Raw genomic sequence first — 26,308 nt, 5'->3', positions numbered from 1 at the left:
ATTTCAATGCGCTGCCATCAACCCCGATGGCGGCTTAACCGAGGCAGGAATCCACTTAACGGCAGTACAGAACCTGTTCAAACAAACCGAACCACCTCTAATCTCAGGTTGGGCGCAGCGTCGCGTCCGGCGATCGAGGGCGATCCATGCCGGAGCTGCTTTCCGGCGCTGTGTTCGTTGGCATCCTGACGTCCCTGGCCGCGATCATGCTGCGGGCGCGTGCCCCCAAGCCGAGACTGTCGGCGTTCAACGTAATCCTGACCGGCGTTCCGGGGGGCCTATGTCACCCCGCCGGTGCTTGTTTTCCTGAGCGACGCATGGCGCACCATGCCCTGGCTGCCCGACCTGCCGGTCATCACTTCGGGACAGCTTTTTATCGGGGCATGGGCAAGTTTCGCCGTACTTTTTATTGGCAACCGTCAGGGCCAGCCGCCGCGTGTGCCGATCTGGGCCGGACTGCTGGTCGGCGCTGCAACGGCTGTCCTGCTGCCACTGTTTCCGGACTCGGTAACCGGCAGCTATCAGCGGGCCTCGCTGCGCGCGCATGTCAGGCGCGGCGGCCGCAAGGCATCGACCGTATCGAAGCCGCACAAAACTGCTCACCGCAGGGTCAACCCAAAGACCGGGAGCCTCTTTCCCTGATCCGTCAATGCGGCGGCGCAACCGTTCCTGCCTTGTCTCTCGCTCGAACCGGGCGACGCCTGGCAGATTGGCTTTCGGTGCGATCTTGGTTCTTTTCCTTGCGGACATAATCGTAGACCCTCGACGTCATCGTAGACCCTCGACGTCGTTTGCCTTTTTCAACCAGCCGAGTCGTATGGCCAGGCCGTCATGCGGTCTTAGCAGACCAACGGGACCAGGGATGACAGAGACAGGTGACAAGACACTGCCGCTTGATCTCGATCGGCAGGACGCATCCGGCCCCCGAACGGGACCCCGGCCCCGGTCGCCAGGGCGGCGCTGGTTCCGCAAGCGTTATCTGCTGGTTCTGCTGATCCCGGTATTCATGTTTTCCGGCGCGGTGATCGGGATGTATTTCCAGCCACCGGCACTGCAGACGTTCTATGCGCTGACCGGTCTGCACCCCGGCGGAGGGACGATCAACCCGATCGCGTTGCCGCCGGAGATCGAGGTGCCGGAGCAGATGGCCGAAACCCTGCTGCCGTCGGATGTGGTGGGGCTCGCACGCCTGATGCCGCGCGGCGACGTCGCCACCGTTGCCGCCCCCTATGGCGCCAGCGATGCGCGGGTGGCCGAGATTCTCGTTTCGGTGGGGGACGGCGTGGCGCGCGGCACGACGGTCGCGCTGCTGGACAATCGGCAGGCGCTGGAAGGCGCGGTGCTGACGGCGGAGGCCAATCTTGCCGTGCGGCAGGCGACGCTGGAACAGACCCGCAGCGCCGTAACGGCCAGCAGGGCCGAAGCGCAGGCCACGCTCGATCAGGCCCGCGCCGCCGCCCGTGAGGCCGCGACCACTCTCGCCCGAACCGAAGATCTGGCCGGGCGCGGCGCAACCAGCATCGCCACGCTGGATGCCGTCCGAGCGGCAGCGGAGGAAGCCAATCTTGCCGTACAGCGGACCGAGGCGACGCTTGAACGTTTTGCCGCCGGAGCACGGCTCGAAGATCAGCCCGACGTCGTCGTTGCCTCCCGCAACGTCTCCGCCGCCGAGGCGGAACTGGCCCGGGCGCGCATGGATCTGGACCGGTCCGAGGTGCGCGCGCCCATTGATGGCACGATCCTGGATATCCACGTCACGCCGGGACAGCGGCCATCCGCCGAAGGGATAATGGAGATGGGCGACACCGACACCATGATGGCCGAGGTCGAAATATGGCAGGATCGGGTCAGCGCGGTGGCTGTCGGCCAGCCGGTTGAACTGGCGGCCAGGGCTCTGGCGCACGGCCTCCGCGGCACGGTGGAGAGCATCGGGCTGACGGTGGGACGGCAGGGCCTGATCTCAGACGACGCGGCCGCCAACTCCGACGCACGGGTCATCCGGGTTCTGGTCGCGCTCGATGCGGAGTCCTCGAACCTTGCAGCGCGTTATGTGGGGCTTGAGGCCGTCGCCCGGATCGACACCGGCGCGCCGGAGCGGATCACGCGATGAGCCGTCTGTTGCAGGTGATCTTCCGCCGCCTGCCGATCGGCTGGCTGCAACTGACCCACAAGCGCGGGCGGTTCATGGCCGCGCTGGCGGGCGTGGCCTTCGCCAATGTGCTGGTTTTCGTCCAGCTCGGCATCATGAATTCAATGGCAACCGCGACGCTGCGCCCCTACGAGTTTTTCAACGCCGATATCATGATTTCCGCAGCGGATGCGAACGCGCTGGCGGAAGGTGGCAATGTCGCGCGGCAATGGATGTTGCAGGCCTTTGCCGACAGCGACGTGACAGCCGGTATGGGGCTGTTCGTCGGCAACGCGTCGTGGGACCGGGACGGATTCGATATTGCTCTGACGACTTTTGGCGTCGATCCGGGCCAGGTGGATTTCATTGCACCGGAAATCGCTGCCGACATCGGGCATTTGCAGGTTCAGGACGTCGCCATCGTCGATCGGCTGGCGCGGGGCCTGTCGCGGGATGACGCCGCCGCGATCCGACCGCAGACGCCGCTGACCTTCGAGACGCAAGGGCGCACGGTGACAGCGCCGACCACGTTCGCCGGTGGCGGCGGTTTCGGCGGGGATGGCTTCATGTTCGTCTCCGACCAGACGTTTCTATCCCTGTTCGCGTCCCGCGTTTCCGCCGCGCCGGATCATATCCTGCTGCGCGTTCGCCCCGGCGCCGATGTTGCGGTCGTGGCGGATCGACTGCGCGGCCTGATTTCCGACAAGACCCTGCGCATCCGCAGCTACGCCGAGGCCGCGCAGGAGGATCTGCGCTATCAGCAGACGCAGCGCCCCACCGGCGTGATCTTCGGCTTTGGCGTTCTTATTGGCGTGCTGGTGGGGCTGGTGATCGTCTATCAGGTTCTGTCCGCCGATGTGGCTGACCACCTGCGCGAATACGCCACGTTCAAGGCGATGGGGTACGGTCCGCGCTTCTTCCTGGGAATTGTCGTTGAAGAGGCGATAGTGCTGGGCCTGCTGGGCTTTCTGCCCGGACTGGCGGTAGGAACGGCGATCCTGACACTGATGGCCAACGTCACGACCCTGCCGCTGGCAATGACGCCGGGCATGGCCGTCACGGTCTTTGTCGGGACGGTGGTGTTTTCGGTCCTCTCCGGCGTCATCGCCACGCGACGGCTCGCGGCGGCTGACCCGGCTGACTTGTTTTGAGCGAGGAAGCCTTGCCCAGTGAAATGATCGTCGAGGCGCGCGGGCTGAACCACTGGTTCGGCACGGGCGATGCGCGCAAGCAGGCCCTTTTCGACGTCAACCTGACGCTGCAACGCGGAAGCTTTACCGCGCTGATGGGGCCATCCGGATCAGGGAAAACCACGTTGCTGACACTGATCGGCTGCCTGCGCTCGGTGCAGGACGGGTCGGTGCGGTTGATGGGGCACGAACTGAACGGCGCGGGCGAAGCGGAACTGATTTCGCTTCGACAAAAGCTCGGCTTCATCTTTCAGTCCCACAACCTGCATGAAAGTCTGACGGCGTTGCAGAACGTCATCATGGGGGTGCAGGTCCGTCCCGGTGTGCCGGACGAGCTGGCGCAGCGGGCGGCGGCCCGGGCGCTCGCCCTGGTTGGTCTCTCCGACAGGCTCGACTATCGGCCCGCCAACCTGTCCGGCGGGCAGAAGCAGCGCGTCGCGGTAGCGCGTGCGCTGGTCGGCAACCCCACCATGGTTCTGGCCGATGAGCCGACGGCTGCGCTCGACAAGGACAGCGCCGCCAATGTGGTCGATCTGCTCAAGCGCCTTGGCGCTGAGCGGGGCACTGCGACCTTGCTCGTGACGCATGACAATCGCATCCTCGAAGGGGCGGACCATATTCTGACCCTGGAGGATGGCCGGATCGTCCGGGTTACGGGAGGCAGAGACGGTCGCACGACATGACCACGGCGCTCATGCGTGGGGGCCCAAATTCGTTGCGAAAGTCCAGCATGTCATCCCCGATGCGGGCTTGCTGCGTTCAGTTGGCGCGTTTGCTTTCGATGTAAGTCAGAAGCTGATCGACCGTGACGAGTTTACCGTAATCACGCTCTGGAATCTCGATACCGAATCTGTCGTGGATGGCGATGATGATGTTCAGATGGTCCATCGAGTCGATATCGAGGGCTTCACGCAAATCCTGGTCTCCCGCCAATTCATTGAGATCGGCATCGGGAGCGATAGCGGCGATGATATCCATAACGGTGGCTTTGGTGTCGGTGTTCATAATTTCTCCGGCTCCTGAAGGAGGCGATCGACAGTCTGGAGGAACATTGCGCCCAGATGCCCGTCGCTGACGCGGTGATCGGCGGAGAGCGATGCCGTTATTGTCGGCCGGGTCACGACCGTGTCGCCCGTTGCCCAGGGGCGGGTAACGATCGAGCCATAACCGGCGATTGCAACCTGTGGCGGAAAGATAACGCCGAAGACGGTTTCCACGCCCACGTCACCAAGGCTGGTGACGGTAATGGTCGGCGCAGACAATTCCGAGCTTCTGAGACCGCCCTGTCGTGTGCGTTGAACCAGATCACGAAGGCTCGCCATCAACTCGCTGAGCGACTTCTCATCCGCTGTCGCGATCCCGGGCGCCATGAGTCCGCCGCCACGGAGCGCAATAGCCCATCCCAGATGCACTGTCTGACCGGGCACGAACCCCTCCGGCCCGTAGGTCCCATTCAGATCGGGAAACTTTTTCAGCGCCAGCGCCGTCGCTTTCATGAGCAGGGCGGCGGGTAACAGCCGATCGGCCACGCTGCGGCGATCGTTTTCCGACGTTAGCCACTGCACCGAAGCCGACATGTCGATCGTTGTCGACAGGTAGTAGTGGGGGATCTCGCGCTTGGACCGCGCCATGGCTGCCGAAATGGCCTGGCGCATGGCCGTTTTGCGATCGGTGGGGCCGGGAGCAGCTGATCCCGTGTCCGGTGTTGCGGTTAATCCGCTTTCCTTGGTGATGGCCGTGACGGCGGCTTCGACATCGCCTTTCAGAATGGCCCCACCCGGCCCGCTGCCCCTCAGTTCCTTCGGATCCAAACCATGCTGTTGGGCGAGCATTCGTGCCGCTGGCGTAACGACGGGTCCCGAACTCGGCCGTTGCCTCTTTTCCCGGCGATCGATGCGATGGCGATCTTCGCTCACGGCCTGGGGCTTTTCCGGCGGCTTTTCCGGCGGCTTTTCCGGCGGCTTTTCCCGGGGCTTTGCGGGCGGCTCTGCGGGATGTGAGGCGGGCTTTTCACCTGCGTTAACGGTCGGGGTTGGGGTCGGGGCCGGGGCATGAGCAGGGGCCGGTTCGCTTGCGGGTGCCTCGTCCGCCTGTCGGATACGGGCCAATGGCGTTCCGACGGGGACCGTTTCACCCGGCGCGACCAAAAGGGAATCGAGAATGCCGTCGTCGAAAATCTCGATCTCGATCGCGCCTTTCTGGGTTTCCACCACGGCTACGATGTCGCCATGGGTGACCGCGTCGCCCGGATTTTTCAGCCATTCCACCAGCGTGCCCGCCTCCATATCTGCCCCCAGGGTTGGCATACGGAATTCACTGGTCATGGAACATCTCCAGACAGGCGGCGACGATGTCGTCGATCTGAGGCAGTGCGGCCTGTTCGAGATGGGTCGGATAGGGAATGGGAATTTCTGCGGTGCAAACCCGCGCCACCGGGCATGCCAGGTCGTAGAAGGCCTGTTCCATCAGCCGGGCGCTGATCTCACCGGCAAGACTGCCGCTTCGCCATCCTTCATCGACGATGACAGCCCGGCCGGTTCGGCGAACCGACGCGATGATGGCGGATTCGTCGAGTGGCCGCAGGCTACGCAAATCCAGCACTTCGGCGTCAATACCCTCGTTGAAAAGAATATCCGCCGCATCCAGGCATTTGAACAGCATGCCACCATAGGTGATCAGCGAAACATCCCTACCGGGCCGCCGGATGACGGCATGGTCGAGATCGACGGCGCCGACTTCGTCATCGATGGCGTCTTCCCGGTTCAACAGCATGGCATGTTCGAAAATCAGGACCGGGTCCGGGTCATCCAACGCCGTCCAGAGCATGCCGCGGGCGTCTTCCAGTGTCGCCGGCGTGACGATGCGCAGCCCCGGAATATGCGCGAACCATCCTTCCAGACTGTGGGAATGCTGCGCGGCCAATTGCCGGCCGGCGCCGGTCGTCATCCGGATGACGACCGGAACATTGTATTGTCCGCCCGACATATGAAGAAGGGTTGCTGCGTTGTTGACGATCTGATCCAGCGCCAGAAGGCTGAAGTTTACCGTCATGATCTCCACGATCGGTCTCAGCCCGCCGATGGCGGCCCCAATACCCGCCCCGACGAAGCCGGATTCCGACAACGGGGCGTCTCTGATCCGGTCGGCTCCGAACATATCGAAAAAGCCTTTGCTGACCGCGTAAGTCCCGCCGTAACGTCCGACATCCTCGCCGATCAGCAAGACGCGTTCATCGGTGCGCAGCGCTTCCAGCAGCCCTTCACGCAGGGCTTCGCGATAGGTGATCCGGCGTTCGTTCATTCACAAGGTCTCCCGCCGGTACAAATCTCGGGCAAGATCCGCAATCGGTTCCCAATGGCCGGCTTCGGCGAAGGCCACGGCTTCATCGAGTTCGCGGGCAACTTCATCCTCAAAGCGGGCGATGTCATCGTCGTTGGCCAGATGGCATTCCTTCATGAAAGCCGGAAACACCGTCAGTGGATCCCGCTGCCGGTGGACCTCGACCTCGGCCTTTTCTCGATAGAGTTCCGGATCGAACATGGAATGGGCGCGGAATCTATAGGTCCGGCATTCCAGGAAATATGGTTTTCCGGACGTCCGGACTGTTTCGGCCGCGCGTCGGGCCGCCGCTTCGACGGCGATCACATCCATGCCGTCAACACGTTCGGCAACCATGGCGTATCCCGCCGCCTTCTTGTGAAGCTCCGGTTCGGCCTGTACCCGCTCGATCGCCGACCCCATGGCATAGAGATTGTTTTCACAGACGAACAAGACCGGCAGATCCCAAAGCGAAGCCAGATTCATGCTTTCGTGAAATTCGCCCTCGGCAACGGCCCCATCGCCGAAAAAGCAGACGGCAATGGCGTTCCGGCCCAGTTGCTTGTGGGCCATCGCCAATCCGACGGCCACCGGCAGACCGCCCGCAACGATGGCGTTCCCGCCCAGGAATTGCCGTTCGCGGTCGAAAATGTGCATCGAACCGCCCCGCCCGCGACAGCAGCCTTCGACCTTGCCATACATCTCGGCCATTACCGCGGTCATGGGAACGCCCCGGGCCAGGGCCTGGCCGTGCTCGCGATAGGTCGCGACCACGGTATCCTGAGGCCCGATGGCTTCCATGACGCCAACCGCTACGGCTTCCTCGCCGATATAGAGATGCAGGAAACCGCGGATCTTCCCGCCGCTGTATAATTCCGCGCATTTCTCCTCGAACCGGCGTATGCGCAGCATGGCTTTCATCAGATGATGAGCGTGGTCGTGATCCAGATGGATTTTCTCGCTCATCAGCTGTCCTCCAGGGTGGACGTATCGCCTTCCGGCAGCCCCAGTTCCCTTGCTTTCAGCAAGCGGCGCATGATCTTGCCGCTGCGGGTCTTGGGAACGCTCGCCACAAAGTCTATTTCCCTGGGCGAAACAGCCGGACCCAACCGTTTGCGTGCGTGCCCCATCAGGTCGCGCCGCAACGCCTCGTCCGGCTTGTAGCCGGGCTTCAGGCTGACGAAGGCCTTGACCGTTTCCATGGCCACCGGGTCGGGTTTTCCGATCACGGCGGCTTCGGCGACGGCCGGGTGTTCCATAAGGACGCTTTCGACTTCGAAGGGGCCGATGAGATGCCCGGCGGACTTGATGACGTCGTCGGATCGGCCAACGAACCAGTAGTAGCCATCGCTGTCCCGCCTTGCGAGGTCCCCGCTCAGATACCAGCCGTCAGCAAAACATTTTCGGTAACGCTCTTCCTCGTTGAGGTAGGCGCGGAACATCGACGGCCAGCCCGCACGCAAGGCAAGCTCACCCTCGACGCCCGGATCGGTGATTTCAGTGATCGTGCCGTCGTCATTGCGGCGAACGACACCAGCCTGGATGCCGGGCAAGGGCTTGCCCATCGATCCGGGTCGAACGTCCATGTCCGCATAGTTTGCGATCATGATGCCGCCGGTTTCGGTCTGCCACCAGTTATCGTGAAACGGCATCCCGAATGCCTTGACGCTCCATACGACGGCCTCGGGGTTCAGGGGCTCTCCGACGCTGCACATGAAGCGCAGCCGGCTCAGATCGGCGTTGCGCATGGCCTCGACGCCGACTTTCATCAGCATCCGAATTGCCGTTGGCGCCGTGTACCAGACGGTGACCGCTTGATCCTGAAGGATGCGATACCAACGATCGGCGTCGAACTCGGCCTCGTCGACGATCATCGTCACCCCGTTGGTCAGCGGTGCGATGATGCCATAGGACGTGCCGGTCACCCATCCGGGGTCAGCCGTGCACCAGAAGACGTCGCGATCATGCAGGTCCAGTGCCAGCCTGCCGGTGATGTGGTGCATTACCACCGCCTGATGGACGTGCGCGGCGCCTTTGGGCCGACCGGTGGTCCCGCTGGTAAAGTGCAGGAGTGCCGGATCCTCCGGGTCGGTCGGCGGGATCGTGAAGGCCGGGGAGGCGGCCTCCATCAATTCACCGAAGGCAAGCGTATTCTCCGGCGTGTCGCCGCCGGCGACGATGACGTGCTTCAATGAGGGAAGTTCAGGGCGAATGCCGGCCACTTTGCGACGGTAGAGCGCGGCGGTCGTGACGAGGACCTTGCCGTCGCCGATGGTCATGCGCGCTTTGATCGGTTCCGGGCCGAACGCCGAAAAAAGCGGGCAGAAGACGCAACCCGCCTTCAGGCAGCCCAAGGCAGCAATGTAAAGTTCCGGTATGCGCCCTGCCAGGACGAATACCCGATCGCCCTTGCCGACGCCGAGGGTTGCCAACACATTGGCGAAGCGGTTGGTCTGGTCGCGAAGCTCGGCGTAGGTGATGTCGCGGCGTTCGCCGTCCTTTCCGAGCCAGCGCATGGCGATGCGCTCGGCCAACTCTCCGTTCGCATGACGGTCCACGGCTTCGTGAGCGATATTGAGGCCGCGTTCATCGGGCAGGCCGTCCAGCATATCGCGGGCGGCATCCCAGTCAAAGGTCTCGCAGGATTCCTCGTAGTGCCGGAGGTTCGGTTCGACCTCGCCCGGCCGTAGCGATTTCACGATCGGTGGGTATTCCATTTATCGTACTCCCCACAGCACCAAACCGCCCATTCCCGCACGCTGGCAAATCGAGTCTAGCGGCGGAGACGTCATGCGCATTGATGCAGATCAAGGTTAACGCTGTTTGATCTGGCTCAATGCAGGGCCACCGCCGCACGCTCAGAATTCAGGTCAGACATATTTGAGGAGCAGGATGATGGGTCGTGTATCTGGTAAAGTTGCAATGGTGACCGGTGCGGCGTTGGGTCTCGGCCGGGCGGCGGCCTTAATGCTTGCTCGCGAAGGCGCAACGATCATCGCGAGCGATATTCAGGTTGAGGAGGGCAAGGCGGTCGTCAAGGCCATCACCGATGAGGGTGGCAAAGCCTACTTTGTCGAGCACGATGTGGCGACGGAGGAAGGATGGGACGCGGCTCTGTCACAAGCGCTGGCGATGGCCGGGAAGCTCGATGTGCTGGTCAATAACGCCGGCGTTGCCCTTTCGGGGTCCGTAGAAGAGACCACGCTGGAAGATTGGCGCCGGCTCATGTCGATCAATCTCGACGGTGTGTTCCTTGGCACGAAACACGCCATCGCCGCGATGAAGACGTCCGGCGGCGGGTCGATCATCAACCTGTCGTCGATCGAGGGGCTGGTCGGCGATCCCAATCTTGCCGCCTATAACGCCAGCAAAGGCGGCGTTCGGATATTCACCAAGTCCGCCGCGCTGCATTGCGGCAAAGCGGGCTATAATATTCGGGTGAATTCGGTTCACCCCGGATATATCTGGACGCCGATGGTGGAAAATTTCCTGAAATCCCAGGGCGACGTCGAAGAAGGCCGCCGGTATCTGAATTCACTCCATCCCATTGGCCACATTGGCGAACCGGACGATATCGCCAATGCGATCCTTTATCTGGCGTCGGATGAATCGAAATTCGTGACGGGAAGCGAGCTGGTCGTCGACGGCGGCTATACCGCCCAATAGTATCGGTGGATGGCGGCCGGCTCGGTGTAACCGGTCTCGCTTGCGACGGTGTCGATGGGGGTGTCGGAGGTTTGATGGCGGGTCATTCGGCAGCCTATGCCCTGTATGAGCGTGCCGGGGATGTCTTGCCTGATAACCCGCAGTTCCACCGAAGTCTGTCCGACCCGGCCTTCGGGAACCCGCTTTTGCGATCCGTAGAAGCGTTGGGATGGGTCATATCGGTGGCACACTGACTCCGCACGAGCGCCGGGATGGCGGACACGTCGGCCATTCTTATAGTCTGATTTTTACGGATAAATGGTGCTGCTGGGGGGAATCGAACCCACGACCTCTCCCTTACCAAGGGAGTGCTCTACCCCTGAGCTACAGCAGCGCCGTATCAAGATTACGACGGGGCGAAGAAACTTCCGACGCCCGGCCCCGCAGGGCCGCGTCCCAATGCGCGCGGAAACTGCCACAGCTTGTGCCGGGGGGCAAGGACTTTGATGACCCGGGACTCAACCGTTTTTTCGGTCTATTGCTCATCGCGTATCTGCCCCGCTATGGACAATTTTACGTCGCACGACCATACCGGTTACGCTATCCGTTACGCGCGAACGAGCGCCGTTACGGATGGCGTTATTTTCGGCGACGGAGAGGGTCATGGCATCATCGCGCGCATCCGGTGGGTCCGGCGATCGGGAAACCCGCGAAGCCGCCGCATTGCGGGCCAATCTCGCCCGGCGCAAAAGCCAGCAGCGGGCCCGGCGCAGCACGGCAACGAACGGCGCACGGGCAGATCGCGGGTCGGAATCCGGTGGACCGGACGACGGCGGCACGAACAAGGAACCGGGATCCGCCAGTAATCCGAATTCCGGCGATCCCAACCAGTAAGAGCATATGGAGAAGGCCGGCCATGACGATCATGTCCGATATCTGGATACGCGAGAAAGCGGCGGAGACCGGCATGATCACGCCGTTCGTCGAAAAGCAGAATCGCGACGGCGTTATCTCCTATGGACTGTCGTCCTATGGCTATGACGCCCGCGTCCAGGATGAGTTTCTGATCTTCACCAATGTCGACAACGATGTCGTCGACCCCAAGGCGTTCTCTGAAACGAGCTTCGTCCGCCGCAAGACCAAGACCTGCGTGATCCCGCCGAACAGCTTCGTGCTGGCGTCGACGGTGGAGTATTTCCGGGTGCCCGACGATGTGCTGGTGATCTGCGTCGGCAAGTCGACCTATGCCCGGTGCGGGATCATCGTCAATGTCACCCCGCTTGAGCCGGGCTGGGAAGGCCATGTGACGCTGGAATTCTCCAACACGACGCCCCTGCCGGCCCGGATCTATGCCGATGAGGGGGCCTGCCAGTTCCTGTTCCTTATGGGCGACCAGCCCTGCGAGACCTCGTACGCCAACCGCCAGGGCAAATATATGGGCCAGCGCGGCGTCACGCTGCCCAGGCTATAGCGGGGCATCATGCGGTGCCGGGCAATGGGCGACGCCGGCCCCAATGCGCTGATCAATGCTACGCCGATTTAGGGGAGTAAATGAATGGACCGGATTCGCATTCGCGGTGGTAATCGGCTGACGGGGCGCCTGCCGATCAGCGGCTCGAAAAATGCGGCACTGCCGTTGATGGCGACCGCGCTGCTGACCGACGAACCGGTGACGTTGACGGGCGTTCCGCGTCTGGCCGATATCCGCACGATGAGTGCGCTGCTGGGCCAGCACGGGGTCGAGATCGTCGACCGCAGCGTCCAGGAGCCGGACGAGGACCGCCTGGGCGCGGTCCTGGAGCTCGCGGCGCCGAAAATTCTCTCCACCACCGCACCTTATGACATCGTACGCAAGATGCGCGCATCGGTGCTCGTGCTGGGGCCGCTGCTGGCGCGATGCGGAAAGGCCGAGGTCTCGTTGCCCGGTGGCTGCGCAATCGGCACGCGTCCGGTCGATCTGCATATCTCCGGTCTGGAAGCGATGGGCGCCGAGGTGTCGATCGATCAGGGCTATATCCACGCCTCGGTTCCGGCCGGTCGTCTGAAGGGTGCGCGGGTGGTATTTCCGAAGGTCTCGGTCGGGGCCACGGAAAACCTGTTGATGGCCGCTGCCCTGGCCGACGGCGAAACGGTGCTGGTCAATGCCGCGCGCGAGCCCGAGATCGTCGATCTGGGCCTGTGCCTGCAGGCAATGGGCGCGCGGATCGAGGGGCTTGGCACCGACACGATCCATGTTCAGGGCGTCGATCGGCTGTCGGCCGCCCGGCATCCGGTCATTCCCGACCGTATCGAGACCGGCACCTACGCGATGGCCGCGGCGATCGCGGGCGGCGATGTCCTGCTGCAGGGCGCGCGGATCGACACGCTGCAGGCCATGGTCGATATCCTGCGCCGGGCTGGTATCGCCGTGACCGAAGAGCCCGACGGCTTTCGCGTGGCCTGCGCGCCCGGCAGCGTCAAGGGCGTCGACGCGATGACCGAACCCTATCCCGGTTTTCCGACCGATCTGCAGGCGCAGTTCATGGCATTGATGTGTACGGCCAGCGGTGCGTCGATGATCACGGAAACGATTTTCGAGAACCGATTCATGCATGTGCCGGAACTGATGCGCATGGGAGCGGATATTACAGTACACCAGAGTTCGGTTCTGGTGCGCGGGGTCGAGAGCCTGACAGGGGCCCAGGTGATGGCGACGGACCTGAGGGCGAGCGTCTCACTCGTTCTGGCCGGGCTGATGGCGCGGGGTGAAACGATCGTCAACCGCGTGTATCATCTCGATCGCGGCTACGAGGAACTGGAGCGGAAACTGTCGGCATGCGGCGCCGACATCGAACGAATAGCGGATGACGAATGACGGGTTCACCGACCGATAGAAACATTCAGGCTTCGGGTGCAAGCGACGCTTCGAAGGCCGGAGCGAAAGCCAGGGATTCGGCGCCACTCCCTGCGGTAGGCACGCCGGCGCCGCTGCGGCTTCGCGCGCGGGACGCGGACGACCTCCTCGTGCTTTCGGCCCAGCTTCAGGATGCCATCGTCCCGGTCATGGATATGGCCTTCCTGAAGGACGAGAAACTGTTCGCCATGGTCGTCAACCGCTTCCGGTGGGATGTGGGGATGGTCGAGGACAGTTCCCGACTTGGATCGGATGAGGACGACGAGGCAGAGGCGCGCGGCGAGGATGGTGGCGGACATTACTATCGCACCAACGCTGCCGTTCGGGTCTCGTCGGTGACGCATGTTGCCAGTAAAGGCATCGATATAAAGGATCGGGGCGCATTCCTGAATATTCTGGCGATTACAGCCGACGCCGGGGCGACGCCGGGTGAAGTCGAGATTCTGATCGCGTTCTCCGGTGGTGCCTGGACGCGTCTAACCGCCCTGGACCTCGATATTCTGCTGGAAGACCTGGGCGAGCCGTGGCCGACCAATCGCATGCCCGATCACGGATTGGCCGACGACGACGGTTCCGGAGCATGATTGAGCCCAAATCCCTCTGCGGCTCCCGCAGGCCTTGAGAACATGATGAACCGGCCCTAAGGTGGCGCGCATTCGCCGGATTACCCGTGCGAACCGAGCCGACAGTGACCGGAAAGCCGACAAGGGGTTACCGCCATTATCGATGAACCGCTCGTTATTGCCCTGCCGAAGGGACGGATTCTGGACGAACTGCGGCCGCTGATGACGCGCGCCGGTCTGGAGCCGGAGCCGGCGTTCGACGACCCCGGCCATCGCGGTTTGCGTTTCAAGACCAATGTTCCCGGCGTGGAAATCATTCGAGCGCGATCCTTTGACGTGGCGACCTTTGTCGCCTTCGGCGCGGCACATATCGGCGTCGCCGGTCGCGACGTTCTGATGGAGTTCGACTATCAGGAAATCTATGCACCGCTCGATCTGGGTATAGGCCCCTGCCGGCTGGCTGTCGCCGCACCCGTCGACATGGGCGACGACGACGATCCGACGCGGTGGAGCCACATTCGCGTGGCAACCAAATATCCCGGAATTACGCGCCGTCACTTTGCGGCGCGCGGTGTGCAGGCGGAATGCATCAAGCTGAACGGCGCGATGGAACTGGCGCCGAGCCTGGGCCTTTGCCGCCGGATCGTCGATCTCGTCTCGTCGGGCGCAACTCTGAAAGCCAATGGCCTGCGCGAAATCGAGCACATCACCGACATCACCTCACGCCTGATCGTCAACAGGGCGGCGCTCAAGACGCGGCCGGACGATGTGGCGCCCTGGATCAACCGTTTCGAGGAGGCGGTCGAGACCGCCTGAAGCTTATGCCGCAAAGTTTTTCAACGTTCGACCCGGATTTCGAGAGCCGCTTCCAGCGCGTGTTGGAGAGCCGCCGGTCACCGGCCGACGATGTCGGGCGCACGGTTGCAGGTATTCTTGCACGCGTCCACGACGAGGGTGACGACGCTCTGCTCGATCTGACGCGCCAGTTTGATGCGCCGATCGACACGGCTGCCGATCTGCGAATCCCGGACGAGCGGCTTGAGTCGGCGCTGGCCGGCATTTCCCCGGAAACGCGGGCGGCACTCGAAACAGCAGCCGAGCGTATCGAGGCATTCCACGCCCGCGAGACCTTCGAGGGCTTTCGCTATACCGATGCCGCCGGTGTCGGGCTGGGGGCACGATACACGCCGATCGATTCCGTCGGTGTCTATGTTCCGGGCGGCCGGGCCGCCTATCCCAGCACCGTGTTGATGAATGTGCTGCCGGCGCGGGTCGCCGGCGTTCAGCGTGTGGTCATGACGGTCCCCGAGGCCGTGCATCAGGGGGCCGCCGGCGAGGGCATAGGCGATGTCGTGCTGGCCGCTGCCCGTCTGGCCGGCGTCGACGAGGTCTATCGCATCGGCGGTGCCCAGGCGATCGCCGCGCTGGCTTTCGGTACCGACACGATTTCGCCGGTCGACAAGATCGTCGGTCCCGGCAACGCCTATGTCGCGGAGGCCAAGCGCCAGGTGTTCGGTCGCGTCGGCATCGACGGCATTGCCGGTCCGTCCGAAGTGCTGGTGATTGCGGACGGCGACAGCGACCCATCGTGGATCGCGGCGGATCTGCTGGCGCAGGCCGAACATGATCCGATGGCACGCTCGATCGTCATCACCGACGATCCGGCCTTTGCCGAAGCCGTGCAGCGCGCGGTCGAGGCTCACCTCGAGGTGTTGCCGCGCGCGGAAATCGCCCGTGCCTCGTGGCACGACCATGGGGCCGTGATCACGGTGGCCACGATGGATGAGGCGGTCGATCTCGCCGATCGTATCGCGCCGGAGCACCTGGAACTCGCGGTTGCCAACGCCGAGGGGCTGGCCGCCCGAGTCCGCCATGCGGGGGCGATTTTTCTCGGCCGCTACACGCCGGAGGCCGTCAGCGACTATGTCGCCGGTCCCAATCATGTTCTGCCGACCGATCGGACCGCGCGCTTTGCCTCCGGTCTGAGCGTGGCGGATTTTGTGAAGCGGACGACCATCGTTCGCTGTGATCCGCTCAGTCTCGGCAACATTGGCCCGGCCGCAATGACCCTGGCCGAAGAAGAGGGGTTGAGCGCGCACGCGCTGTCGATTCGCGTGCGCTTGATGTCCGCACCCGAAGGATAGCGACCGGCCTCATCGTGCACGGCGCAAGGCAGGAGAGAGATGCCGAGAGAATCGGAGATCGAAAATTCGGGATCGGGTGATGTGGGGGCGGGCGATCCGGGGTCAGGTGATCGGGGACGGGCCGACGGGGCCGACCAGCCGCAGCGCATAGCCGCGATAACGCTCGATGACAGCCTGAATGCCCGGCGATCGCCGGAGATCGAACACGAACGCCGGATCGCCATATACGACCTGCTCGAACAGAACAGTTTTTCACCGCAGAACTGCGAGCCGGGACCCTATTTCGTGTCGTTGGGTGTGCAGGACAATCGGCTCGTCCTGGATATCGGGCGCGCAGAAGACGGCCAAACATTGCGCAGCATACATTTGTCGCTTTCGCCTTTCCGGCAAATTATTCGCGACTATTTTCTTATCTGCGAAAGCTACTACGAGGCGATCAAATCGGCACCACCATCAAGAATCGAGGCAATCGACATGGGGCGGCGCGGAATCCACGATGAAGGGTCGCGCATTCTTCAATCGCGTCTCAAAGGCAAGGTCAGCGTCGATCACAATACGGCAAGACGGCTTTTTACATTGCTGTGCGTCCTGCATATCAGAGGCTGATTGCATATGGCGCCGATCCCGACCAGCGTACTGTTCGTCTGCACGCACAATGCCATACGCTCACCGATGGCCGAGGCGATCTTGAAACGCGTGGCTCGACAGCGCATTTTCGTACAGAGTGCGGGCATCGTACCGGCCGATATCGATCCGTTCACTGTCGCCGTCATGGCCGAGCAGGGCATGGATCTTTCCGCACATCGCAGCAAATCGCTCGATAATTTGGACGATGGGACCTTCGATCTTGTGGTAACCCTGTCTCCGGAAGCACATCACAGGGCATTGGAGCTTACGAGAACGACGTCCTGCGATGTCGTCTACTGGCCGACTTTCGACCCGACGGCCATACGCGGAACCCGCGATCAGCAGGTTGAGGCGTACAGAAACACACGGGATCAGCTGATCGGGCGGATCGAGGAACGGTTTCAGTCCGGCAATGCTGTGGCTTCCGGTCCGGCGTCGGGGCGAATCGGTGGCGACTCCCGATCAGTGAATACGCCATCCGGGCGAGGTTCGGATGTTGCCAATCGGAAAAGTTCTTGACCGTCAACGCTTGGTCGCACAGGTATCAACCGACTGAGCGAACCGGTCGCATGTGATCAAAACCAAGAGGTAGCCAAAGGCCAACATGGCAAAGGAAGATCTGATAGAATTTAATGGGACGGTCATGGAATTGCTTCCAAATGCAATGTTCCGCGTCCGCCTCGACAACGAGCACGAGGTGCTCGCCCACACATCGGGCAAAATGCGCAAGAATCGCATCCGGGTGCTTGCTGGTGACCGGGTCAATGTCGAGATGACCCCATATGATCTGAGCAAGGGACGGATAACGTTCCGATTCAAATAGTGGGCACGGATCACGGCATCGTGGGCCCTGGGCCAAGCGCCGATCGTCCCGGTGGGCTGGTGCTCGCCTCGGCAAGTCCGCGGCGCGTGGATTTGTTGCGACAGATCGGTATTGTACCGGCAGCAGTGGCGCCGGCGGAAGTCGATGAGACGCCTCGGCAGGCCGAACGCCCACGCGATCTTGCTCAGCGCCTTGCGGCGGCAAAATTGCGTGCCGTGGCGGGCGCTTACGAGGGGCGCTTCGTACTGGCGGCGGACACGGTGGTCGGTTGCGGCATCCGTTGTTTGCCGAAACCGGACGATGCGGCGGTCGCACGCCGCTGTCTCGACCTGCTGTCGGGTCGGCGGCATCGGGTGCATGGCGGGGTCGCGCTGATGGCGCCAGATGGCCGTATTGCGCAGCGCCTCGTCACGACGACGGTTACATTCAAGCGCCTGACCGCCGAGGAGACCGACGCCTATCTGGCCTCTGGCGAATGGCGGGGCAAGGCTGGCGGCTATGCCGTGCAGGGGCTGGCGGCGCTGTTCGTCCGATCCCTGCAGGGGTCCTACAGCAATGTGGTGGGGCTGCCGCTCTGGGAAACCGGATCGATGCTGGCTGGCGTGGGCTTCCCGATTCTCAAGGGTCTGGCCGGCGCGTCCATGACCGATTGCCATGCCGCCCCCCAAATCTGAACATACGGGATCCGATCAGGCGGCCGGTGGCGTCCAGCACGTCATCAGCATGACCATTCGCCGCCGTGACGGCCGGCAGGTGGAAATCGCTGGTGTTTCGTCGGGCGAGACCATCACGGACATTGTGTGTGACGCGGTGGATACGGACGGGCTCGGCCTGGATGCGGTCGTTCTGGGCCGTGTCGTCGGTCACGATCCAAAGCGGCGCAATCTGCGTGTCGAGATCGGGGCGTCGCAGCCGGCCTTTCTCGCCCAAGGGACCGACCGCGCGCCCGACGCCGAGAAGGGCAACGGCATCGCAGCCGACACCGGACTGTTTCAGATCAAGGGTCTGCCCCGGGACGGCAAAGGCTTCACCGTAGCCCGCGATATCGGCCTTACCGGCCGCTTCGTCGTGTTGACGCCGTTCGATTCGGCGATCCGTGGCGGACGCAACTGGCCCGACCCACGCCGCCAGACGGTGGCGGCACTGGTGCGTGAGGGCGGCGGCCCGGGCGGACAATCGCTGGGCTGGATTCTTCGCACTGCCGCCGTGACGGCCGACGACGCGGCAATCGCGGACGAGGTGCGGCGGTTGTCATCCGTTTGGCAGGACTGCAAAAACAGCAGCCGTTCCGCCGATACCCTGCCGAAAGTGCTGGCCCCTGCCACCAGGCCGGCAGAGCGGCTGCTGCTGGATCACCCCGGTTGCAGCAAGGTTCTCTGCCCGACCGGTGACGCCGCGCTGTTTCTTGCGGGACAGCTTCGGCCGAGACTGCCCGATGTCAATGTGGTGGCCGACAATCGGGCGTCTGATCTGGTCGAGGCGGCTGCCATGCTGCTGGGGCCGGAGATCGCCTTGCCGTCCGGCGGCAGGATCATAATGGAACAGACGCAAGCCTGTGTGACGGTCGATGTCGACCAGGGAAGCTGTCCGACACCGGCGCAGGTGAACCGCGAAGCCGTGGATGCCGTGGCCCGGCATTTGCGACTGCGCAACCTGGCGGGTACGATCGTGATCGACTTTCTGACCGATCGGTCGCGCAAGCCGCTGACGGGAATTCGCTCGCGGCTGGAATCGGCCCTCGCTGGCGACCCCCGCCGTATCCACGCGCTGGACGGCCCGTCGCCTTTGGGTCTGATACAGTTTGCGCGCGAACGCCGGGGCATGCCCCTGTCGGCGATTCTGAGCCCGGATGATATCTAAGCGGTGCCCTGGTGTGCCCGCGTCTGAACGACGGAGCTGGAAGACCTTGTTCATGCAATCGGAACCGAAGAAACGAGCCGCTGCCTGCCCGATCTGCGGAAAGGCCGCAAGCCTCGCAACCCGTCCCTTCTGCTCGAATCGCTGCCGCGATGTCGACCTCGCCCGCTGGTTCGGCGAAGACTATCGCATACCGGCGGTCGAGGCACCCGACGAGAGCGATGAAGCCCTCGCAAGATCGGCAAACGAGGACGGGGACGATCCCGAACGCGGCTGAAGCCGACGCCGCTTCCCGACCCTGGGCAATAGAATTTCAGCCATAGGCAAAATTCGGCTGGACAGCGGAACCCGCGTTTTCTATACGAGGGGGCGCGTTCGGCCCCGGCCGAAACGCGGTGGCCCAGGTAGCTCAGTCGGTAGAGCAGGGGACTGAAAATCTCCGTGTCGGCGGTTCGATTCCGTCCCTGGGCACCACTTCCATCCCCCCCGAATGCATATCTGTTTTGACGGCGCTCAGATGGCTGCTGAACTCCCCTCGATGACGGAGCCGGCCCAGAAGCCCGGCCCCGATTCCGGCCCCGATTCCGGCCCCGACTCCGGCTGCGAACCCGCCCAGGCGCCAACGTCGTCACAGCCGCGGCTGATGGACCGCCCAAGTTGGGTCTACCTGCTGCGGGAGTTTGAGTCGCTCTACCGCCACGGCTCTGCCGGCGGCAGCAAGTTGATCCGCAGCCACCGTAAACGCGTTCGAGAAACGCTCTCCGCGGTCATCGACGCCAACCCGGAAATTTTGACGCGCCCCTGCGAGTGCAAGCCGGTCTCCGCTCATCTGCCTCGCGCACTCGATCTGGGCGAGCGGGGCGTCGTCCAGGGTCTGGCCCGTGCGTTGTCGCGGGTTTCCGACCAATTGACGTGGGCGTACGGCTACAAGAAGGTTCCCAGGGCGCTTGAGAAGAAATACGCCTATTGCGAAATTCTCGGGCCACGGGGGCCGGTGCAGTCAGACCGGCTGGTGCTTGGATTCGTTCTATTCGCACCGAAGACGACCTATCCACAGCATAGCCACGAAGAGATCGAGGAAAGCTATGTTTCGGTCGCGGGCGCATGGTCCGAGAACGATGTCGCTGTCTATGCGCCGGGGTCGCTGATCCTCAATCGGCCCGGCGACGAGCACCGCATTACGACGGCGGATCGCGAACCCTGCCTGCTGGCCTATGCATGGATCGGGCCGGAGGCTCGCCTCACCGCCCCGGGGATGAAGATGTCGTCGACCCGGAAAGCCCGGATGGCACGCGGAATCTAGCGGACGGGAACGTGAAACACCGTCCATATCATCAAACAGATTGTGAATGGGGCCCTTGCCGACAGACGATGGATCGGCGTTGACTTCCCGCCGACACTTCTCCTAGGGTTTTCGTAATACCACTGTGTTGCGGTCCTCGCAGCGTCAAGGCCTCGATCGACGGATTTCAGTCGTGATCCGGTACGTAAGTGATGTCGGGGCTGGAAGCGACTTCAGGACATCGGAAGGCGGAGGGTCATGCCGCATGGGGTTTGCCCGACATCCTTCGCTTGTCCGCCTTGCCGGCGGTCTTGCGCGGCATGAAGGGTGAACCTTTCCGCGGCTCATTCTGATCGAGGTGACGGCCGGAAGGAGCGTCGTTGATGCGTGTGGGAATACTGGGCGCCGGTGCCATAGGCTTCGGCATGGCGGCATTTCTGAACGATGCCGGCCACCGGCCCACCATTTGGTCGCCGTCAGGGCAGCGGACGCGAACGCTTGCCGGTGGCGCGCCGCTGGTTGCAACGGGTGCGATCGAGACAAGCTTCGTTCCCCGGGTCGCCGCTGACGCTGCCGAGGCGGTCGCCGATCAGGACGTCGTTCTACTGGCGCTTCCCGGCAATGGCCACAAGATGGCGATGGATGCCATTGCACCCCATCTTCAGGCCGGGCAGATCGTCGTGATATCGTCGCATGCCTCGTTCGGGGCACTTTATCTTTCCCGTCTGCTGGCGCGCCGCGGCGTTTCGGTCCCGATCGTCGCCTGGGGAACCACGCTGACCACCGGGCGCCAGACCAGCGATACACAGGTGAACGTCAACACGGTGCGCCAGCGGATCGATCTGGCGACCGTTCCTGCAGCGTCGATTGACGCCGGCCACGCGATCTGCACCGAACTGTTCGGCGACCGATTTGTGCGGCGCGACGGACTCCTGGCGATCGCGCTTTCCAATCTGAACCCGCAGAACCATATGGGCATCGCGCTGTGCAATCTGACGCGCATGGAGCGCGGCGAGAAATGGGGGCAGGGCGAGAACGTGACGCCGGCCGTCGGCCGTTTGCTGGAGGCGCTCGACGCTGAACGTCTGGCCGTTGCCGAAGCTTTCGGTGTTCAGGTCCGAACGATCTTCGAGCACTTCTCGCTGTCGTTTCACGTTCCCATGGCGTCGGTGTCGGCGATGAACCAGGAAATGCATGCCGCCGGCCGCGGAGGTATCGGTCCCGACACGCTGGAAAGCCGCTATGTGCTGGAAGACGTTCCGTTCGGGCTTGTTCCCACGGCGCGTCTGGCTTCACTGGCCGGCGTTCCTGCGCGATTGCATGAGTCGGGCATTGCCATATTCGGCGCTGCCTATGGGCGCGATTTCGCCGGCGAGAACGATCTGCTGCCGGCGGTGGGGCTGGACGGACTCGGACCTGAAGACCTGAAGCGGCTTGCAACGGCGGGATACACGCCGGACACGGCCGTTTGATTCTCGTACGGCAATAACACTCATCAACAAGGGGGCACGACAATGTCAAAATTCCAAACTACCCGGCGCGGATTCATCAAGAACTCCTCGATCGGTGCGAGTATCCTGGCGGCGCCCGCCATCATCCGGTCGCGGTCGGCGTTTTCACAGAATAACGTCGTGAATGTCTGGACCTATGCCAATTTCATTCCGGATGCATTCCGCGAGCAGTTCCAGGATGAAACCGGCATCGAGATCAGAATTCGGCTGGTGGAAGACCAGGGGCAGCAGTTCAATCTTTTGGCCGCCGAAGCACCGGAACCATCAGTCGACCTGATGACCATTGCCGGTCACCGGTTCCGCCAGTTCATCGACAGCGATCTGCTGGTCCCGATCGACGAAGACCGGCTGCAGAACTGGAGCACGGTCAATCCGATTTACAGGGACAGCGACTGGATCGTCATCAATGGCGAAAAATGGGGTGTGCCCATTCTGACCGGCGCGGAGGTGCTGGCCTGGAACACCGAGATCGTCGACGAATCGGAAACCCGCAGCTGGGACGTGATGTTCGATCCCAAGTATCGCGGACAGACGGCCTATATCATTCAGGACATGATGTCGGTGGCGATGCTCTATCTGGGCTATGACGGCAACATGATCGAATATATGGGAGACCGCGAACGGGCCCAGGAGATCGTAAACGAAACCCGCGACTTCCTGATCGAGCACAAGGACATGGTGCGAAACTTCTATTCCGCCGGCGCCGAAGTGCAGCAGATGTTCGTCAACCAGGATATCGTGCTGGCGCATGCCTGGTCGGGCCCCATCTCCCGCCTGATCATGGATGGCTTCCCGGTCGACATGACGATCCCTCAGGAAGGCACCTATGGTTTCGTCTATAACTTCAACGTAACGAACAACGCGCCCAACGAAGAGAACGCCTATCGTCTGCTCGACGCCATTCTGGCCAGTCCGGAAGTGGGCGCGGCAATGACCCGCGCGTCGGGCTTCATCTCGACGTTCCGTGGTGTGGAGCAGCATTTGACCGAACTGGAACAGCAGGCGTCGTCGTTCACCGAGGAAGAGTTGTCGGGGCTGCGCTTCTTCAGGGCCGACGCCAACGAAATGAAGTATGAACTGGTCGATCCCGCCGTTGAAGAAATTCAGGCTGGATGATGCGCGCGTAAGCCATAGCATCGAAACGCAGAAGCGCCCGCGGAATCCGTCGATGACGGTCCGCGGGCGTCCCATTCCCGGCACCGGGCCCTGTTGGTGCGGGGATTTTTGTTCCCGTTCAGGGCCGAGGGCTTTTCCGCAATGGATGTTACGAGGGATCGGCCCGGTGGGCGAGCAGGCACTCCGTCCAGGCGGGGAGTATGGGCACGCCTGACCGGCAATCCGGTGTATCTGTCCATCACCGGTCCGCTGCTGGCCACCGAACGCCGCCGTTTCTGGTTGCTGGCGCTCTTTCCGCTGTTCTGGATATTCGCGATGCATCTGGGCCCGATCGTCCAGATGTTCCAGATCAGCTTTCTCGATGCCTATCCGCCAAGCTCCGGGCAGACGCCATCGTGGACGTTGGACAACTGGGCGCAGTTCTTCAGCAACCCCATCCATGTCTCGACATTTGTGCGGACATTCGTATTTGCGGCGACGCTGACCTTCATCACGCTGATCATCATGTATCCGGTGGCGTATTACATCGCCAAGCTGGTGCCGGCGGATCGACGGTTGCTGTTCCTGTTGCTTTTGCTGGTGCCGTTCTGGGCCGGTGAGATCGTCCGTACCTATGCAATCATGATTTTGCTCGGCAATCGCGGCTTCGTGAACATTGTGCTGGACTGGATGGGGCTGATCGACCGGCCGATACCCTTCATGTACACGAACTTCTCGCTCGGCATGGGCGTGATCTATCTGACCTCGCTTTATATGCTGCTGCCGCTGTATTCGGCGCTGGAAAAAATCCCGAACAACTATCTTGAGGCGGCGTCCGACCTCGGCGCCGGGGCGTTCACCCGGTTCCGCCGGATAATCCTGCCGTTGTCGCGCGACGGCATCGCCTCTGGCTGTACCCTGGTATTCCTGCTGTCGACGGGTTATTACGCCACACCGGTCCTTCTGGGCGGCCCCAATACGACCGTCTTTGCTCAGACAGTGGCCCGGTTCTTCCACGTCGCCGGCGACCAGTGGCCGGTCGGCGCCGCGTTCTCAAGCATCATGCTGATCAGTGCGCTCACGCTTACCGGCATCTTTCTTAAGGTCATGGGCCGCAAGGGCGGAGGGCTCCTGAAATGACGAGAACCAGCGGTCCGAATACGCTCACCTTCATCTATTGGGCCTTTGTCGCCTATCTGTTTCTGCCGCTGGCGATGATGACGCTGATGGGGTTCAAGGATTCCCAGTTCATCGGCTTTCCGATCAACGAATGGACGACCGACTGGTATTACACCGCCCTGACGGACCCCACGATCAGATCGACGTTTATCTATTCCATCACGATCGCGGTCGTCTCGACGGTACTTTCGCTTTTCATCGGCACCTGGGTGGCCCTGTTGCTGGGCCCGACGCGGTTCTGGGGCAAGCTCGCGGTCTTCGGCCTGATGTGCCTGCCGGCCGTCGTGCCGGGTGTGATCTCGGCCATTGCGCTCAGGATCTTTATTCGCCTGATCGGTATCGAGCCGGGGATGGGGGCGATTATCTTCGGCCACACCATCCACAATGTGCCGTTCGTGGCGTTGCTGGTGATGGCGAGGCTGTCGTCGTTGCGCCAGAGCCATCTGGATGCCGCCCGCGATCTCGGCGCGGACAACCTGATCACTTTCCTGCGGATCACGCTGCCCTATCTGAAGCCCGCGCTCGTTGGCGGCACCGTGTTCTGCCTGCTGCTCAGTTTCGACGATTTCGTCCGCTCGTTCTTCCTGGGAGGGTATCAGCCGACGCTGCCGGTGCTGATCTTCGCCGAACTGCGATCGGGCATGTCGCCGGAAATCAATGCCATCGCGACGGTCGTGCTGCTGCTGACCGCGCTGGGCGGCCTGTGGGCGGAACGGTCGATGCGACGATTGAATCGGAGTTGAGAAAAACATGAATGATGAAGCTGGCGCTATCGTCCGTCTCGACGGCATCACCAAGAGTTTTGGTGCCACCAAAGCCGTGGCCGATCTGGACCTGTCAATCGCCGAGGGCCAGTTCGTGACGCTGCTGGGGCCGTCCGGCTGCGGGAAGTCGACCACGCTTCGTCTGCTGGGCGGCTTCGAGGTTCCCGACCGGGGGCGCATTCTGCTCGATGGCAGCGACGTAACTCGGGTGCCGCCGAACAAACGCAACGTCAACATGGTGTTCCAGGATTATGCCCTGTTTCCCCATATGACGGTCCATCGCAACGTGGCGTTCGGTCTGGAATTACAGGGCCGGAATCGCCGGCAGATCGACGAACGTGTCGAATCGCTTCTAGACTTCCTTCAACTGAGCGAGCACGCGCGGCGGATGCCGGACCAGCTCTCCGGCGGTCAGCGGCAGCGGGCCGCGCTTGCGCGGGCGCTGGCGCCCGATCCCAAGGTGCTGTTGCTGGACGAGCCGCTGGGCGCTCTGGATGCCAAGCTGCGCAGTCAGGTTCAGGTCGAATTGAAGTCCATCCAGCGCAGCACCGGCAAGACGTTCATCTTCGTGACCCATGATCAGGAAGAAGCGCTGACCATGTCGGACCGGATCGTGGTCATGAACGAGGGCCGCATCGAACAGGACGGAACGCCGGAGGAGCTTTATCACCAACCGCTCAGCCGTTTCGTCGCCGGATTCATCGGCGAAACGAATTTCATCGACTGCACGGTCAAGGGCAGGGACGGCGACGAGATCGTGCTCGACTGGCACGGCGCCGAGTTGAGGGCGACTGGCGCCGGCCGAACGGTCGCGGTCGGGACGCGGGTCGAAGCCGCGGTGCGCCCGGAGAACATTCTGTGTCAGTCCTATCGACCGGACACGGCGCCCAGCACCACCAATGTTCTGGAGGGCCGGGTCATCCGGCGCGTCTTCAAGGGCAATCGCACCACCATTGATATTGCTTTGCCCGATCGCGGCGATGCCACCCTGCAGGCCTCGGTCGATCCGTTCATTCTGGACCGGATCGACGACGACCGGATCTGGATCGGCTGGAATGCCGCGCGGATGGCGGTTCTCAAGACCTGACGGGAGACACGAAGCGTCATCCAGGGTCCACACGCTCCGCGCGAGCGTTGAAAGTGTGGTCCCCGGCTCTGCGAAGCAACATTTCATGTTGCATCGCGTCCGGGGCAGGGTGGCTTTGTGGGGCGTCGCCGCCCCTTACCCATCCCCGGCAACTGTGTTTATTGACACAGTATCCGCCCCCTATCTCATCCCCGGAGACGCG

The 26,308-nt window shown here is 62.7% G+C and carries 28 protein-coding genes and 2 tRNA genes; 24 read left to right on the top strand and 6 right to left on the bottom strand.

Annotated elements, in window-relative coordinates; all coding sequences use genetic code 11:
• Window positions 1-327: 327 nt before the first annotated feature.
• From ABZ728_RS13800 to ABZ728_RS13785, 4 genes are all read left to right on the top strand, one after another.
• Complete coding sequence (locus ABZ728_RS13800; RefSeq protein WP_366656756.1) at window positions 328-642, top strand: hypothetical protein; 315 nt, start codon at window positions 328-330, stop codon at window positions 640-642.
• 220 nt (window positions 643-862) lie between these two features.
• Complete coding sequence (locus ABZ728_RS13795; protein WP_366656755.1) at window positions 863-2,110, top strand: HlyD family efflux transporter periplasmic adaptor subunit; 1,248 nt, start codon at window positions 863-865, stop codon at window positions 2,108-2,110.
• Complete coding sequence (locus tag ABZ728_RS13790; RefSeq protein ID WP_366656754.1) at window positions 2,107-3,279, top strand: FtsX-like permease family protein; 1,173 nt, start codon at window positions 2,107-2,109, stop codon at window positions 3,277-3,279. The genes ABZ728_RS13795 and ABZ728_RS13790 overlap by 4 nt, the downstream gene beginning before the upstream one ends.
• Window positions 3,280-3,290: 11 nt before the next feature.
• Window positions 3,291-4,001 (top strand): ATP-binding cassette domain-containing protein, encoded by a 711-nt coding sequence (locus ABZ728_RS13785; RefSeq protein WP_366656753.1) that lies wholly within the window; start codon window positions 3,291-3,293, stop codon window positions 3,999-4,001.
• Window positions 4,002-4,077: 76 nt separating this feature from the next.
• Here the strand turns inward: ABZ728_RS13785 and ABZ728_RS13780 are convergent, their stop codons facing one another.
• The 5 genes from ABZ728_RS13780 to acsA are packed head-to-tail and all read right to left on the bottom strand — an operon-like array spanning window position 4,078 to window position 9,353.
• The gene (locus tag ABZ728_RS13780) at window positions 4,078-4,323 is read right to left on the bottom strand and encodes an acyl carrier protein (protein ID WP_366656752.1); all 246 of its coding nucleotides are present in this window, start codon (window positions 4,321-4,323) and stop codon (window positions 4,078-4,080) included.
• Complete coding sequence (locus tag ABZ728_RS13775) at window positions 4,320-5,642, bottom strand: dihydrolipoamide acetyltransferase family protein (RefSeq protein WP_366656750.1); 1,323 nt, start codon at window positions 5,640-5,642, stop codon at window positions 4,320-4,322. Before ABZ728_RS13775 ends, ABZ728_RS13780 begins: the two co-directional genes overlap by 4 nt.
• Entirely contained in the window at window positions 5,632-6,618 is a 987-nt protein-coding gene (locus tag ABZ728_RS13770) for an alpha-ketoacid dehydrogenase subunit beta (protein ID WP_366656749.1), read from the bottom strand. Before ABZ728_RS13770 ends, ABZ728_RS13775 begins: the two co-directional genes overlap by 11 nt.
• On the bottom strand, window positions 6,619-7,602 hold the full coding sequence (gene pdhA, locus ABZ728_RS13765; RefSeq protein ID WP_366656748.1) for a pyruvate dehydrogenase (acetyl-transferring) E1 component subunit alpha: 984 nt from the start codon (window positions 7,600-7,602) through the stop codon (window positions 6,619-6,621).
• Window positions 7,602-9,353 carry an acetate--CoA ligase gene (acsA, locus tag ABZ728_RS13760; protein ID WP_366656747.1) on the bottom strand — a complete coding sequence of 584 codons (1,752 nt, stop codon included), beginning with the start codon at window positions 9,351-9,353 and terminating at the stop codon, window positions 7,602-7,604. Before acsA ends, pdhA begins: the two co-directional genes overlap by 1 nt.
• A gap of 178 nt (window positions 9,354-9,531) precedes the next feature.
• On the opposite strand from acsA, the gene ABZ728_RS13755 reads away from it, so the two are divergent.
• On the top strand, window positions 9,532-10,302 hold the full coding sequence (locus tag ABZ728_RS13755; RefSeq protein WP_366656746.1) for a glucose 1-dehydrogenase: 771 nt from the start codon (window positions 9,532-9,534) through the stop codon (window positions 10,300-10,302).
• A gap of 298 nt (window positions 10,303-10,600) precedes the next feature.
• Here ABZ728_RS13755 and ABZ728_RS13750 read toward each other — a convergent pair.
• Window positions 10,601-10,675 (bottom strand) — tRNA-Thr (locus tag ABZ728_RS13750).
• Window positions 10,676-10,944: 269 nt separating this feature from the next.
• On the opposite strand from ABZ728_RS13750, the gene ABZ728_RS13745 reads away from it, so the two are divergent.
• From ABZ728_RS13745 to ABZ728_RS13655, 19 genes are all read left to right on the top strand, one after another.
• Window positions 10,945-11,175, top strand: coding sequence for a hypothetical protein (locus ABZ728_RS13745; RefSeq protein ID WP_366656745.1), 231 nt, complete (start codon window positions 10,945-10,947; stop codon window positions 11,173-11,175).
• Between the two features lie 22 nt (window positions 11,176-11,197).
• A complete protein-coding gene (gene dcd, locus ABZ728_RS13740; protein WP_366656744.1) occupies window positions 11,198-11,752 on the top strand; it encodes a dCTP deaminase in 555 nt (184 codons plus the stop codon).
• Window positions 11,753-11,836: 84 nt separating this feature from the next.
• Window positions 11,837-13,135 (top strand): UDP-N-acetylglucosamine 1-carboxyvinyltransferase, encoded by a 1,299-nt coding sequence (gene murA / locus ABZ728_RS13735; protein WP_366656742.1) that lies wholly within the window; start codon window positions 11,837-11,839, stop codon window positions 13,133-13,135.
• A complete protein-coding gene (locus ABZ728_RS13730) occupies window positions 13,132-13,758 on the top strand; it encodes a DUF2948 family protein (RefSeq protein ID WP_366656740.1) in 627 nt (208 codons plus the stop codon). Before murA ends, ABZ728_RS13730 begins: the two co-directional genes overlap by 4 nt.
• A 135-nt stretch (window positions 13,759-13,893) precedes the next feature.
• A complete protein-coding gene (gene hisG, locus ABZ728_RS13725; RefSeq protein WP_366656773.1) occupies window positions 13,894-14,553 on the top strand; it encodes an ATP phosphoribosyltransferase in 660 nt (219 codons plus the stop codon).
• Between the two features lie 5 nt (window positions 14,554-14,558).
• A complete protein-coding gene (gene hisD, locus ABZ728_RS13720; protein WP_366656739.1) occupies window positions 14,559-15,881 on the top strand; it encodes a histidinol dehydrogenase in 1,323 nt (440 codons plus the stop codon).
• A 39-nt stretch (window positions 15,882-15,920) separates the two neighbouring features.
• A complete protein-coding gene (locus tag ABZ728_RS13715) occupies window positions 15,921-16,487 on the top strand; it encodes a UPF0262 family protein (RefSeq protein ID WP_366656738.1) in 567 nt (188 codons plus the stop codon).
• A gap of 6 nt (window positions 16,488-16,493) precedes the next feature.
• Entirely contained in the window at window positions 16,494-17,027 is a 534-nt protein-coding gene (locus ABZ728_RS13710) for an arsenate reductase ArsC (protein WP_366656737.1), read from the top strand.
• Window positions 17,028-17,112: 85 nt separating this feature from the next.
• A complete protein-coding gene (gene infA / locus ABZ728_RS13705) occupies window positions 17,113-17,331 on the top strand; it encodes a translation initiation factor IF-1 (protein ID WP_366656736.1) in 219 nt (72 codons plus the stop codon).
• A 20-nt stretch (window positions 17,332-17,351) separates the two neighbouring features.
• Complete coding sequence (locus tag ABZ728_RS13700; RefSeq protein WP_366656735.1) at window positions 17,352-18,005, top strand: Maf family nucleotide pyrophosphatase; 654 nt, start codon at window positions 17,352-17,354, stop codon at window positions 18,003-18,005.
• Window positions 17,986-19,191 carry a ribonuclease E/G gene (locus tag ABZ728_RS13695; protein ID WP_366656734.1) on the top strand — a complete coding sequence of 402 codons (1,206 nt, stop codon included), beginning with the start codon at window positions 17,986-17,988 and terminating at the stop codon, window positions 19,189-19,191. The genes ABZ728_RS13700 and ABZ728_RS13695 overlap by 20 nt, the downstream gene beginning before the upstream one ends.
• 52 nt (window positions 19,192-19,243) lie before the next feature.
• Window positions 19,244-19,465: a DNA gyrase inhibitor YacG gene (locus tag ABZ728_RS13690; protein WP_366656733.1), complete on the top strand. Its 222-nt coding sequence runs from the start codon at window positions 19,244-19,246 to the stop codon at window positions 19,463-19,465.
• 121 nt (window positions 19,466-19,586) lie between these two features.
• A tRNA-Phe gene (locus ABZ728_RS13685) sits at window positions 19,587-19,662 on the top strand.
• Between the two features lie 43 nt (window positions 19,663-19,705).
• Complete coding sequence (locus tag ABZ728_RS13680; protein WP_366656732.1) at window positions 19,706-20,491, top strand: dimethylsulfonioproprionate lyase family protein; 786 nt, start codon at window positions 19,706-19,708, stop codon at window positions 20,489-20,491.
• A gap of 362 nt (window positions 20,492-20,853) precedes the next feature.
• On the top strand, window positions 20,854-21,942 hold the full coding sequence (locus ABZ728_RS13675) for an NAD/NADP octopine/nopaline dehydrogenase family protein (protein WP_366656731.1): 1,089 nt from the start codon (window positions 20,854-20,856) through the stop codon (window positions 21,940-21,942).
• A gap of 42 nt (window positions 21,943-21,984) precedes the next feature.
• A complete protein-coding gene (locus ABZ728_RS13670) occupies window positions 21,985-23,097 on the top strand; it encodes an extracellular solute-binding protein (protein WP_366656730.1) in 1,113 nt (370 codons plus the stop codon).
• Window positions 23,098-23,238: 141 nt separating this feature from the next.
• Complete coding sequence (locus tag ABZ728_RS13665; protein WP_366656729.1) at window positions 23,239-24,216, top strand: ABC transporter permease; 978 nt, start codon at window positions 23,239-23,241, stop codon at window positions 24,214-24,216.
• Window positions 24,213-24,998 carry an ABC transporter permease gene (locus ABZ728_RS13660; RefSeq protein ID WP_366656728.1) on the top strand — a complete coding sequence of 262 codons (786 nt, stop codon included), beginning with the start codon at window positions 24,213-24,215 and terminating at the stop codon, window positions 24,996-24,998. Before ABZ728_RS13665 ends, ABZ728_RS13660 begins: the two co-directional genes overlap by 4 nt.
• Window positions 24,999-25,005: 7 nt before the next feature.
• The gene (locus ABZ728_RS13655) at window positions 25,006-26,106 is read left to right on the top strand and encodes an ABC transporter ATP-binding protein (RefSeq protein WP_366656727.1); all 1,101 of its coding nucleotides are present in this window, start codon (window positions 25,006-25,008) and stop codon (window positions 26,104-26,106) included.
• Window positions 26,107-26,308: the final 202 nt, after the last annotated feature.

The sequence above is a fragment of the Fodinicurvata sp. EGI_FJ10296 genome (assembly GCF_040712075.1).
Classification (GTDB): domain Bacteria; phylum Pseudomonadota; class Alphaproteobacteria; order DSM-16000; family Inquilinaceae; genus JBFCVL01.
The sequence above is the reverse complement of the archived record's forward strand: the minus strand, read 5'-3'. Positions and strand labels throughout refer to the sequence as shown.

Coding starts and splice junctions, on each gene's coding strand:
- dcd (WP_366656744.1), top strand. CDS start 11,198: ATGACGATCATGTCCGATATCTGGATACGCGAGAAAGCGGCGGAGACC.
- ABZ728_RS13715 (WP_366656738.1), top strand. CDS start 15,921: ATGCCGAGAGAATCGGAGATCGAAAATTCGGGATCGGGTGATGTGGGG.
- ABZ728_RS13710 (WP_366656737.1), top strand. CDS start 16,494: ATGGCGCCGATCCCGACCAGCGTACTGTTCGTCTGCACGCACAATGCC.
- ABZ728_RS13745 (WP_366656745.1), top strand. CDS start 10,945: ATGGCATCATCGCGCGCATCCGGTGGGTCCGGCGATCGGGAAACCCGC.
- murA (WP_366656742.1), top strand. CDS start 11,837: ATGGACCGGATTCGCATTCGCGGTGGTAATCGGCTGACGGGGCGCCTG.
- ABZ728_RS13655 (WP_366656727.1), top strand. CDS start 25,006: ATGAATGATGAAGCTGGCGCTATCGTCCGTCTCGACGGCATCACCAAG.
- ABZ728_RS13755 (WP_366656746.1), top strand. CDS start 9,532: ATGGGTCGTGTATCTGGTAAAGTTGCAATGGTGACCGGTGCGGCGTTG.
- ABZ728_RS13670 (WP_366656730.1), top strand. CDS start 21,985: ATGTCAAAATTCCAAACTACCCGGCGCGGATTCATCAAGAACTCCTCG.
- ABZ728_RS13775 (WP_366656750.1), bottom strand. CDS start 5,642: ATGACCAGTGAATTCCGTATGCCAACCCTGGGGGCAGATATGGAGGCG.
- ABZ728_RS13665 (WP_366656729.1), top strand. CDS start 23,239: ATGGATGTTACGAGGGATCGGCCCGGTGGGCGAGCAGGCACTCCGTCC.
- ABZ728_RS13800 (WP_366656756.1), top strand. CDS start 328: ATGCCCTGGCTGCCCGACCTGCCGGTCATCACTTCGGGACAGCTTTTT.
- ABZ728_RS13660 (WP_366656728.1), top strand. CDS start 24,213: ATGACGAGAACCAGCGGTCCGAATACGCTCACCTTCATCTATTGGGCC.
- ABZ728_RS13790 (WP_366656754.1), top strand. CDS start 2,107: ATGAGCCGTCTGTTGCAGGTGATCTTCCGCCGCCTGCCGATCGGCTGG.
- ABZ728_RS13675 (WP_366656731.1), top strand. CDS start 20,854: ATGCGTGTGGGAATACTGGGCGCCGGTGCCATAGGCTTCGGCATGGCG.
- pdhA (WP_366656748.1), bottom strand. CDS start 7,602: ATGAGCGAGAAAATCCATCTGGATCACGACCACGCTCATCATCTGATG.
- ABZ728_RS13795 (WP_366656755.1), top strand. CDS start 863: ATGACAGAGACAGGTGACAAGACACTGCCGCTTGATCTCGATCGGCAG.
- ABZ728_RS13680 (WP_366656732.1), top strand. CDS start 19,706: ATGGCTGCTGAACTCCCCTCGATGACGGAGCCGGCCCAGAAGCCCGGC.
- ABZ728_RS13780 (WP_366656752.1), bottom strand. CDS start 4,323: ATGAACACCGACACCAAAGCCACCGTTATGGATATCATCGCCGCTATC.
- infA (WP_366656736.1), top strand. CDS start 17,113: ATGGCAAAGGAAGATCTGATAGAATTTAATGGGACGGTCATGGAATTG.
- ABZ728_RS13770 (WP_366656749.1), bottom strand. CDS start 6,618: ATGAACGAACGCCGGATCACCTATCGCGAAGCCCTGCGTGAAGGGCTG.
- ABZ728_RS13730 (WP_366656740.1), top strand. CDS start 13,132: ATGACGGGTTCACCGACCGATAGAAACATTCAGGCTTCGGGTGCAAGC.
- ABZ728_RS13690 (WP_366656733.1), top strand. CDS start 19,244: ATGCAATCGGAACCGAAGAAACGAGCCGCTGCCTGCCCGATCTGCGGA.
- ABZ728_RS13695 (WP_366656734.1), top strand. CDS start 17,986: ATGCCGCCCCCCAAATCTGAACATACGGGATCCGATCAGGCGGCCGGT.
- acsA (WP_366656747.1), bottom strand. CDS start 9,353: ATGGAATACCCACCGATCGTGAAATCGCTACGGCCGGGCGAGGTCGAA.
- hisD (WP_366656739.1), top strand. CDS start 14,559: ATGCCGCAAAGTTTTTCAACGTTCGACCCGGATTTCGAGAGCCGCTTC.